This window comes from Eudoraea sp. (assembly GCF_049665975.1).
Taxonomy (GTDB): Bacteria; Bacteroidota; Bacteroidia; order Flavobacteriales; family Flavobacteriaceae; genus Eudoraea.
In genome coordinates this window covers 1-11338 of record NZ_JBATGR010000063.1, presented here as the reverse complement: position 1 = coordinate 11338, position 11338 = coordinate 1, and the positions used below count along the sequence as shown (strand labels likewise).

Genomic DNA, 11338 nt, shown 5'->3' with positions numbered 1-11338 from the left:
ATTGCGTCTCCAATTCCTGAAGTTTCCGTAAAATTTACATTCCCAAATTGCCTTATTGTCCTGGTCTGGTTCACCCAGCTAAAAAGCGCTTCCAAAGCAAATCTGTCCGTTATAGAATAACTAATACTTAACAAAACAGAATTGGTTATCCTTTGCCTGGAATCATCATCCAATTTAGTATTCCCGGCATTGAGTGTATTCAAATTATTGTAATCGTAGTTGAGTCCAAACTGCCAAATACCTCTTTCTTCTATTGGCAATCCTAAATTGTTAGACAAAGGCACCCCGCCAGAACAACAGGTTTGTGAAATGGCTTGTGGTCCAAAGAGAAAAATACAGGCATAAATTGTGGTTCGTAAATACATACTTCTTCAACTGCCTTAGTTTAGTATGTATATCACCTCAATCCTTACAATGTAGCTACTTCCTATATTATTAAAAGAATTATTTTAAAGGGTAGCATTAGAAAGATGGTAGAAAGAAAACAACAGTTTTAATAACGCCTAAGTGATTTTTACTCATATCTAAACCAGGATATCTCAAATATAATGTGTGCATCAAACCGGTAATATCTAGTTATGACTCTCATGGCCTGTTATTGTTTTTCCGGTTTCTTCATTCATCATGGATTTTTTTCCTTTGAGTTGGGCGGCAGCATCTACCGTAAAGGTGCCATTTGTAACGATTTCTTCTCCGTTTTCTAAACCAGATAGAACGACATACCCTCCATTGATGGCATCACCCAGAGTTATTTCACGCATTTCAAAAATTGGATTTTCCGGGTCAGTCTTGATATAGACCACCGAACGTTCCCCTGTCCAAAGAACAGCACTTTCGGGAATTACAATCATTTCATCCTTCATTTTTGATTTAAGACCTAACATGCCGGCTACGAACATTCCCGGCTTTAATTGACCTTTTGGGTTTTGTAGAACTGCTCTGACCTCTATAGTTCTTGTAGCCGAATTCAGTACAGGATCTATAAAGGAAATTTTAGCATCGAACCTCGTATCCGGATAGGCCTTGGTAACGATGTCGACTTTTTGGCCTTCCTTTAAAAGAGAGACCTGATTTTCATAAGCATCAAAAACTGCCCAAACAGTATTGAGATTAGCAATTTTAAATAAGGGCGAACCTTGTTTTATATAGTCGCCGGCTTTTACCATAATTTCAGAAACTGTTCCTGAGACGTTGGCATAAACAGGGAAATTCTCATTAACCTTAGCTGTTTTCTCAATCTGCTCAATTTGTTTTTCGGATAGTTTCCAAAGTTTTAGTTTATTGCGAACGGCCTGGTATAAAGCAGGTTGAGACTCCTTTAGGCTTGCGGCCGTTATCAATTCCTGTTGGGCCGAAACCAATTCAGGGGAATAGATGGTCGCCAGTTGCTGCCCGCTTCTGACTTCCTCGCCCTCAAAATTAACAAACAGCTTTTCTATCCGTCCCTCAAAGTAAGAAGCCTGTGTTTCCATAGCTTTTTCGTTCTCCTTTATTTTTCCGGAAAGTTTAAGGGTATTATCGCCCGAAGTTCCCAGGCCAACTCTGGTAGTACTAATATTTGCCAGGGCCATGGCGTTCTTTGTTAATTTAAATTGGCCAATTGCCAAACCATCCGCTTTGGATTCGGCAGGAATCAAATCCATTCCGCAAATGGGGCAAGCACCCGGTTCGGGTTGCATAACTTGTGGATCCATAGAACATGTCCACATTTGGACAGATGTCATTTCCTGGCTATGGTCATGTTCTTCAGCTAGACCTTCATTTGAGTTATTTCCAAAAATGAGGTATCCGGCCAACAAGCCTCCGATTACTGCCAGTCCGATATAAAGAATATTTTTTTTCATAATTCTGAAATTTATTTTTTTGTCTTTTCCTTAGATCATTGGTTTAATCTATTATTGTATTTCTTAATCTGAGCGAATTGGCAATGACAGAAACAGAGCTAAAACTCATGGCTGCAGCAGCTATCATCGGGGAAAGCAATATCCCGAAAAAAGGATAGAGAACTCCCGCAGCAATCGGTACGCCAAGGGTATTGTACACCAGAGCGAAGAACAGATTCTGTTTGATGTTCTTCATTACCTTGTTACTCAGATTTCTTGCCTTTACGATTCCATGCAAATCACCCTTTACTAAAGTAATGGTTGCACTCTCAATAGCCACGTCCGTTCCTGTGCCCATGGCAATACCCACATCACTTTTCGCCAGGGCCGGGGCATCGTTTATACCATCTCCTGCCATTGCAACTACTTTACCAATTCCCTGAAGTCGCGCTACTTCATTCAACTTATCCTCAGGGAGCATTCCTGCTTTAAAATCAGCCAGATTTAGCTCGTCTGCAACCGCCTGCGCTGTTTCGTGGTTATCGCCTGTGAACATAATGACTTCGATTCCTTTGTGTTGCAATTCCGCAATTGCCTTGACACTTGTCCCTTTTATTTTATCGCTAATAACAACATAGCCAACGGCTTTTTGATCAATGCCCAGATAAGAAACGGTTTTACCTTGCTTTTGATAGGTCTGGGCTTCGCTTTCCATTTCCCCTAAAAGAATTGTATTGGCCTCTTCCATCATTTTGGTATTGCCCAGAGCCGTTTTCTTTCCATTCACATTTCCTTCAACACCTTTGCCCGTTACCGCATTGAAACCATCGGCTTTGAGGATTTGCACTTGTTGTTCTTTACCATATTTTACGGTAGCTTCTGCCAGGGGATGTTCGCTCAGGCTGTTCAGGGATACGATGTATTGTAAAACATCCTTTTCGCTAAAATCAACCCCGAATGCACCTACTATTTCAACCGTTGGTTTTCCTTCCGTAATGGTTCCGGTCTTATCTACAATCAGCGTATCAACTTTATTCATCTTTTCCAGGGCTTCGGCATTCTTAATAAGTACCCCATTCTGTGCACCCTTACCAACACCGACCATAACCGCCATTGGGGTCGCCAAGCCCAACGCACATGGGCAAGCGATTATCAATACCGCAATCGCGTTGACCAGGGCATAGACATAGACAGGTTCCGGACCCCAAAGCCCCCACACTATAAAAGTGATGACCGCTATAATAACCACCACCGGAACAAAATAGCCCGAAACCGTATCCGCTAACTTTTGAATAGGTGCACGGCTACGACTGGCATCATTGACCATTTGAATGATTTGAGAGAGCAGGGTATCCGATCCAACTTTTTCTGCCTTCATCAAAAAGGACTGATTACCGTTGATAGTTCCGCTACTTACTTTATCGCCAGGGCTTTTGTTCACAGGAATAGGTTCGCCCGTAATCATAGATTCATCAATGGAAGTCTCGCCTTCAGCAATTACGCCATCCACAGGAATCTTGTCGCCTGGTTTTACCCTTAGTATATCGCCTAATTGTATTTGGTCTATGGCAACTTCCTCTTCCTGGCCATTGACAACCCGCACGGCCTTGTTAGGTGCCAGCTTCAACAATTCCTTTACTGCAGAATTTGTTTTACTATGTGCCCTTGCCTCCAGTACTTGCCCTAACAGGACCAGGGTAAGAATGACCGCAGCAGCTTCAAAATAGACGTGAACGCTTCCCGATTCCGTTTTGAATTGCTCCGGGAAAAAGTCTGGAAAGAACATTCCGAATACACTGAACAGCCAGGCCACACCTGCTCCTATTCCGATTAGGGTAAACATATTAAGGTTCCACGTCCTGATGGAACGATAAGCGCGTTCAAAGAACATCCATGTGGCATAGAACACTACAGGAATGGAAAGTGTGAATTGTATCCAGTTCCATTTTTTCTGCTCCATAATCTCATAGAGCGGATTATTGGACAACATTTCGGACATTGCAATCAAGAAGATGGGTAAGGTAAAAACCACCGCAATCCAAAACTTTTTGAGCAACTTTTTATAGCTTTTTTCCTCTGCCGAAAGATTTGGTTGCATGGGCACAAGATCCATCCCACAGATGGAACAACTACCCTGCTCATCTTTGACTATTTCAGGATGCATGGGGCAGGTGTATTTTGTTGTAGATATGGATGTGACATTTTGTTCCTCTACCAAATCCATTCCACAGACAGGACAATCCCCGGGTTTATCATAGGTCTTATCACCTTCACAATGCATCGGACAATAAAATGTGCCTTTACCTTTTACTTTGGGGGTTTCCGTTTTGTTTGCTTCTGTACGGTGATGTTTGCCCCATTCATAAATGCTGTACCCACCACCATCATTTTTCAAAGCCTCCTGAAACTTATCTAAAGGAATATGGGTTTCCATCTCAATGGTAGCCTCCTCTTTTTCTAAATCTACTGCAGCCATGATTACCCCTTTCACTTTAACGAGTGATTCCTGTACATGGTTTCTGCAACCATTACACGTCATTCCTTGTATGTGATAGGTGTGCTTCATTTTTTATTTTATAGTTTCAGTTACTTTTCCACATTTCAGCATCTTCTCGCCGTAATAAGGATTTCTGATTTCTTCTACATCGGAAATCCAATAACCGCCTTTTCCATCGAAGGCCATAGGGCAAAACTGTTTGTAGATGGCGCCTTCAGAAATAGATTCTTTGAACAATGGTTCCACCTTCCCTGTAAACTGGGAAAACAACTCTCTTTGTTTTTCAATGTCTTTTGCATCTGCCATGGCCATTGCCATCGACTTCATTTCTTCCTTTTCTCCGTTAAAACTTTCGGCAAGGTTTCCGGCAACCAGGTTTACTTCTTCGGCATCAGAATTAACCAAAGCCATTCTAATCTGCTGATAATTTTGGAACACCTTCCCTGTCATTCCATCCGAAAAGGAGGCGTCGGCAATTTCAGGAGAACTTTCCTTTTTAGCTTCGATTTCAGCTGGGGTATTCATTTTAGTACCCTGCTTTTTATTTGCATCCCCACATGAGGCTAAAAAAATGACAATGATAGTTGTGATTGTTAAGGTTACTCTTCGTTTCATCTTTTTATTTTTTAGAGTTTAAATTGATAATTATGAAATTGTATTTCTTATTGATTAGTTAAATAATTGATTACGGCCGTTTGAACATAATAATTTTTGATGGCCTCTATCAGGTTCATCTGAAATCGCAATTGTAGTTCCTGGATGTCAAGTACATCATTGAAATCTATGGTCCCTGTTTCATAGTTTTTTATAAGAATTTCCTCCGCATCTTTGGCCTGTTCCAAATTCATTAGTTGCGTATTGTATTTTATATAGGACGCTTCCTTATTGGTAAGTGCATCGCTCAAAATAGTTTCCAGTAGATTTCTTCGATTCGCTTTTTGGGCGTTGATTTCCTCCTGTCGCATTTCATTTTGAACAGTCCTCGATTTATAGTTGTTGTTAAAAATGGGAATGGACAAGGAAACCATGGGCATCAGAATATCCTTCCCGTTATCGCTAAAATCCATGCCCGGTCTTTTCTCCACAGGTATATAATCCAACCCAAAACCAATATTCGGACTTGCCTCCTTTTTATTCAAAACTTCGGATTGTGCTACCGATTCATACAGCCTGTCATATTTTTCCAATTCAGGATGCAGCGTCAACGGACTGCTGCTGATTTCTATGGGTTCGTACACCGGTAAGTCATCAGCGACATCGATAGATGTATTTTCATCCCTGTTCAAAAGATTATTAAACTGCGTTTGAACCGCATGATATTTCTGCTCCAGGACCAATTTTTCTTCTATCAGTTCATTCTGTCTTATTTGGAGTCTAAGAACATCAACTGCAGATGCCCCGCCGACTTCAACCGAGGTCAAAGCCAATTTTTCATAAGTGTTCAGGAGTTGGATATTTTCCTCTAATACCATTTGCTTTTCCTTAATGGCGTACAGTTCATAGTAGGCTTGTGACACTGATAAACGCAATTTTCTTTTGGTAATCACAATGTCCAAATAATCTACTTCGGCCAGGGAACTTGCATAGTTTTCCCGCAATGTAATAGTCCCAAACCAGGGAAGCATCTGTTTTACCGAAAACCGGGCTTTTTGTGCCCCCGTTCTCGTTTCAGGTTCGCTGACAAAAACCCCGGCGTTCACTTCTGTTTTGGGGAATGCATCTGCTTCTTCCACTTTTTCCTTCGAAATATTGTATCGGAGTTGAAATGCCTGCACTTCGGGATTGTTGTTTTCGGCCTCCTGAATATAGGACTCCAGGGATTGGGCTTTTAGAGCCGTAACCATTAATAATCCTATTACTATGTTTATTATATTTTTCATGCATTTATTCTTTTAAGTTGCCACTCGCTTTTCCAACTAAACAATACCGGAACCACCAAAAGGGTTATCAAAGCGATCAACATACCCCCGAAAGAAGGAATTGCCATGGGAATCATAATATCGCTTCCCCGACCTGTAGAAGTCAGTATTGGTAATAAAGCCAGTATGGTCGTTGCCGTGGTCATCAAGCAAGGACGTATTCGTTTTTCCCCTGCTTCCACGACCGATGCTCTAACGGCTTCCAGCGTACTGGGTTTGTTCCGGTCAAAGGTCTGGGTCAGGTACGTGGCCATGACCACGCCATCATCTGTGGCTATCCCAAAGAGGGCAATAAATCCTACCCAAACTGCCACACTTAAATTAATAGTATGCATTTGAAACATATCGCGTAAATTCTCGCCAAAGAAATTGAAATTCAAGAACCAATCCTGTCCATAGCACCAAATCATAATAAAGCCTCCGGCAAAAGCCACGGCGATTCCCGTAAAAACCATTAACGAAGTGGATACCGAACGGAACTGGAAATACAAAATCAAAAAGATAATAAGCAAAGCCAATGGCACAACTACGGATAAAGTTTTTTCTGCCCGTATCTGATTTTCATAGGTGCCTGTAAATTGATAGTTGATGCCATTGGGAACTAGCAGTTCTCCGTTGGCTATTTTTTGTTGGATAAGGGCCTGCGCATTCTCTACTACATTCACCTCGGCAAAACCGTCCAACTTATCGAACAACACATAGCCCACTAAAAAAGTATCTTCGCTTTTGATGACCTGAGGCCCTTTTTCATAGCGGATGTTAACCAGTTCGCTCAAAGGAACAGAATTGCCCTTTGCCACCGGAACATAAATGTTCTTGATGTCAGTTGGATTTTCCCGGAGCTCCCTTGGGTAGCGTACGCGAACTCCATAGCGTTCCCTGCCCTCCACCGTCTGGGTCAATATCATACCACCAACGGCCACTTCCAACACCTGTTGCACATCTTCAATTTGGATACCATATCTGACGAGAGCTTCCCTATCAATATCAATCAGCAGGTAAGGTTTGCCAACTATCCTATCTGCAAATACCGCTTCATCCTTGACCCCTTCCACCTCTTTCAGAATATTTTCCAGTTGGATACCAAAGGCTTCAATTTGCTGTAAATCCTGACCCTTGACCTTGATACCCATCGGTGCCCGCATTCCTGTTTGGAGCATAACCAACCGGGTTTCTATCGGTTGTAATTTAGGAGCGGAAGTAACTCCCGGCAAACGTGTTACGCGAGTAATTTCATTCCATATGTCATCGGGCGAAAGTATTTCAGGTCGCCAATTACGGTAGTATTCCCCATCGGAATCGGGAACCAAATCATCAAAACCGATTTCCGAGAAAGATTCGTTGTCATTTTCCTTGTATTTATCAGATTTTTCGGTAAGTACCGTATTTGGGTTTAAAATGAACTTGCCATTCTTCAATAGAAACAGACCGTCATTATTTACCTTAAAGCGCCGCTGTTTGCCAACTTCGTTCAGCATGTATTCAGGCTTGTACTGAATCATATTTTCGTACATGGATAAAGGAGCAGGATCGAGTGCGGATTCTGTTCGTCCTGCCTTACCTACCACAGTTTCGATTTCAGGGATAGTGGCTACGGCCATATCCAATTGTTGCAACACCCGTTTGTTTTCTTCAACTCCGGCATGGGGAAGTGATGTAGGCATCAACAAAAACGAACCTTCGTTTAAGGAGGGCATAAACTCTTTGCCTGTATTTTGCATGATAAGAACTCCGAAAATGACGATCACCGTTGGAATGAACAGGAACAACAATTTGTTGCGCAAGGCCCAACCCAAGATACTGGTGTAATATTTACGAAAGCTTATGAATACCGCCAAAAGTCCAAAGCAGATTAGCGATACAAAAACCAAATTCCATAAAATATTCTTGTCCAAACCTAAAGGCCGCCAATATTCTGCCAGAAGAAAAATGATAACCAAAACCGAGATAACGATATTGATCAGATTTGCACGTTTTTCGGTTAAAGAGAACCCATTGAACAAACGTGATGCCAGTTCAGGATTCTTTAACAGCCCTACTATTCCAAATGCAATTAATATTAATCCTGGCCAGTAACCATAGACAAAGGCCAGAACACCTAGAAAGGCAAAAATTCCGTTGATGACATAACCCATGGTGTTTTTAACGCTTTTCTTTCTAAAGAGAAAGGCAGCAAAAGGAGGTATTAGAAACAAAGCGACTATTATGGATGCGGTCAAAGCAAAGGTTTTTGTAAAAGCCAACGGTCGGAAAAGTTTTCCTTCGGCCCCTATCATCGTAAATACCGGAATGAAACTGATAATAGTAGTCATAACCGCTGTAACAATAGCGCCCGAAACTTCAGCTGTAGCATTATAAACAACCGTATTTATGGGCAGGTTTTCTCCATTCTCGTCCAGATGCCGAATAATATTTTCAGACAGAATAACCCCAACATCGACCATAGTGCCAATGGCAATGGCGATCCCCGATAGTGCCACAATGTTTGCGTCTACGTTAAAAAGTTTCATTGCTATAAAAACCATTAATACGGCTACCGGCAACAACCCTGAAATTAATATTGAGGCACGCAAATTGAAGACCATGACAATGATAACCAAAATGGTAATGAGAATTTCCAAACTCAGAGCATCATTTAGTGTTCCAAGGGTTTCCTGAATTAACTCGGTCCTATCATAAAATGGTACAATTGTAAGTTGCGAGTTTCGGCCATCGGATAATTGTTTGGAAGGAAGTCCCGGGCTAAGTTCATTAATTTTATCTTTTACACTATTAATTACTTCAAGCGGGTTTGCTCCATATCTGGCCACGACGACACCCCCAACGACTTCTGCGCCTTCCTTATCGAGAATACCACGGCGAACAGCCGGTCCCAGCGAAACATTAGCAATATCCCTTATACGAATGGAAGTATAATCCTCCGAAATGACTACAGCATTTTTTATGTCTTCCAAAGATTCCACATAGCCAAGACCTCTTACCAGGTATTCAGCCTGATTGATTTCCAAGGTCTGTGCACCAATATCACGATTGCTCTTTTTGACCGCATTAACCACATCATGAAGACCTATATTATACTGCTTCATCAATTCAGGATTCACATCAATCTGGTATTCCTGTACATAACCACCGATAGAAGCTACTTCGGAGACGCCACTTGCTGCGGTAAGGGCGAATTTTACATAGTAGTCCTGAACACTTCGCAATTCCTGCAAATCCCAGCCGCCTGTAACGTTTCCCTCTTCATCCCTACCTTCCAAAGTATACCAGAAAATTTGCCCCAGGCCCGTTGCATCCGGCCCCAGTGCAGGGCTTACGCCCTCAGGTAATAAATTACTAGGTAGGGAGTTCAGTTTTTCAAGAATTCGGCTGCGGCTCCAATAGAATTCAACATCCTCTTCAAAAATGATGTAGATACTCGAAAATCCGAACATAGAGGAGCTGCGTATTGTTCTGACTCCAGGTATACCCAATAAAGATGTTGTTAACGGATAGGAAATCTGGTCTTCAATATCCTGGGGAGAACGACCGGACCATTTGGTAAAAACAATTTGTTGGTTCTCACCTATATCCGGAATAGCATCAACCGCCACGGGATTACTTGGTAAAAATCCAATGTCCCAGTTAAACGGGGCGTTCACAATTCCCCATCCTATAAAAAGGACAAGCATCAGAACAGCAATCAGTTTATTATTTATGAGAAATTTAATGCTCTTGTTTAGCATATGAATTGATTATTAAACATTTAGAAACTGAAGTTGACCAAAAATATAATCAACAGCTTAAACCCATTAAACAGTAATAACTGTCGGGCTATAATTTCAATGTTTAAAAATCAAATGAGAAAAGTCTGATCGAGAATTTGTATATCCCTGATCAGGAGGGGTGGGGAATACTCTTTAAAAGAAATGAGGTTTTTATCAACCGTTTCAAATAAGTTTACATAAGTGTAATAGAATGTCGAGATAAAGATCTGTTGCTCAAAATTGAATTGATCAAAGGAAATTTTCAAATCATCTTGTCCTTCAAGAACTATTTCCAAATCGGTGCAGCAATCCATTTCCATAACGGAATCCCCGTCTGTTATTCCGGAAGGACTTGCATTCATATCGCAACCGTCTGCAGTTTCAAAAAAGCTGTAATCTACCAAAAGGTCTCCACAATAGTGCATATCTACTGTAAAGGACATAGTAGAGAACAACACTAAAAGTGCCATGGTAACAGATACTATTTGATGCAAAGTTTCCTTCATCAGTAATACAAAACTACGAAAATTTGTCTTTTATTGTATTGGTTAACAAAAGTTTAAATGTTCTTTCGCTCTAATTCAGGAGATCATTTCGCTAAGATTTGTTTAAAACACGATTATTAAAATCTACATTTTAATACTTTTACAAAAAAATAATATGCTAAGTGCATTACGCCCAAAGATAGAATCTATACTTAATAATAAAACTGTTGAGGTAAACGAACGCCTTAAACAAATATGCGATCTTCTACAGGGAAATATTTCATATTATGATTGGGTAGGCTTTTATTTTAAAAACGGCAATAAAGAAGAATTAAAACTTGGTCCTTATGCGGGGGAACCTACAGACCATACGATCATCCCTTTTGGAAAAGGAATTTGTGGCCAGGTAGCCTTGAGCAACGAGAACTTTGTAGTGCCTGATGTTAAAGCACAGAATAATTATATAGCCTGCAGCATTAATGTAAAAGCAGAAATTGTTGTTCCTCTGTTTGTAAATGGAGAGAATATTGGCCAGATTGATATAGATTCTAACACTCCAGACCCATTTACTCAGGAAGATGAAAAATTTTTAGAATTTGTAAATAAGGAGGTAGGGAAAATTCTTTAAAACTTTAGCCCTTTTGTTAATAACACTATCTCATTTATAACTTCAAAAAAATTACATTTGTGACCTTTAGCTATTCTATTTAAGCACAACAAAATGAGCACTACAAAAAAAATTAAATCAGCCTTAATTTCAGTATTTCATAAAGATGGTCTAGAACCTATTGTAAGGAAATTTGATGAGCTCGGAATTTCAATCTACTCCACAGGAGGCACCGAAAAATTTATTAGGGAATTGGGGATT

General features: G+C 40.7%; 8 protein-coding genes and 1 pseudogene. 2 read left to right on the top strand and 7 right to left on the bottom strand.

Going from position 1 to position 11338, the window contains the following annotated elements:
* The 7 genes and pseudogenes from WBN20_RS02705 to WBN20_RS02675 all read right to left on the bottom strand — a co-directional run.
* Window positions 1-365: hypothetical protein (locus WBN20_RS02705; RefSeq protein ID WP_424280614.1), on the bottom strand; the 365-nt coding region annotated here is incomplete at its 3' end.
* 213 nt (window positions 366-578) lie between these two features.
* Window positions 579-1844: pseudogene (locus WBN20_RS02700) on the bottom strand (efflux RND transporter periplasmic adaptor subunit); the annotation flags it as partial.
* Window positions 1845-1887: 43 nt separating this feature from the next.
* Window positions 1888-4389 (bottom strand): heavy metal translocating P-type ATPase, encoded by a 2502-nt coding sequence (locus WBN20_RS02695; RefSeq protein WP_424280613.1) that lies wholly within the window; start codon window positions 4387-4389, stop codon window positions 1888-1890.
* 3 nt (window positions 4390-4392) lie between these two features.
* The gene (locus tag WBN20_RS02690) at window positions 4393-4935 is read right to left on the bottom strand and encodes a DUF3347 domain-containing protein (RefSeq protein WP_424272053.1); all 543 of its coding nucleotides are present in this window, start codon (window positions 4933-4935) and stop codon (window positions 4393-4395) included.
* 47 nt (window positions 4936-4982) lie between these two features.
* Complete coding sequence (locus tag WBN20_RS02685) at window positions 4983-6200, bottom strand: TolC family protein (RefSeq protein WP_424280612.1); 1218 nt, start codon at window positions 6198-6200, stop codon at window positions 4983-4985.
* Window positions 6197-9964 carry an efflux RND transporter permease subunit gene (locus WBN20_RS02680; RefSeq protein WP_424280611.1) on the bottom strand — a complete coding sequence of 1256 codons (3768 nt, stop codon included), beginning with the start codon at window positions 9962-9964 and terminating at the stop codon, window positions 6197-6199. Before WBN20_RS02680 ends, WBN20_RS02685 begins: the two co-directional genes overlap by 4 nt.
* A gap of 110 nt (window positions 9965-10074) precedes the next feature.
* On the bottom strand, window positions 10075-10491 hold the full coding sequence (locus WBN20_RS02675) for an HYC_CC_PP family protein (protein WP_424276092.1): 417 nt from the start codon (window positions 10489-10491) through the stop codon (window positions 10075-10077).
* A gap of 154 nt (window positions 10492-10645) precedes the next feature.
* Between WBN20_RS02675 and WBN20_RS02670 the strand changes: the two genes are divergently transcribed.
* Together WBN20_RS02670 and WBN20_RS02665 are read left to right on the top strand one after the other, a co-directional pair.
* Entirely contained in the window at window positions 10646-11098 is a 453-nt protein-coding gene (locus tag WBN20_RS02670) for a GAF domain-containing protein (RefSeq protein ID WP_424276091.1), read from the top strand.
* Between the two features lie 93 nt (window positions 11099-11191).
* Window positions 11192-11338: hypothetical protein (locus WBN20_RS02665; protein WP_424280615.1), on the top strand; the 147-nt coding region annotated here is incomplete at its 3' end.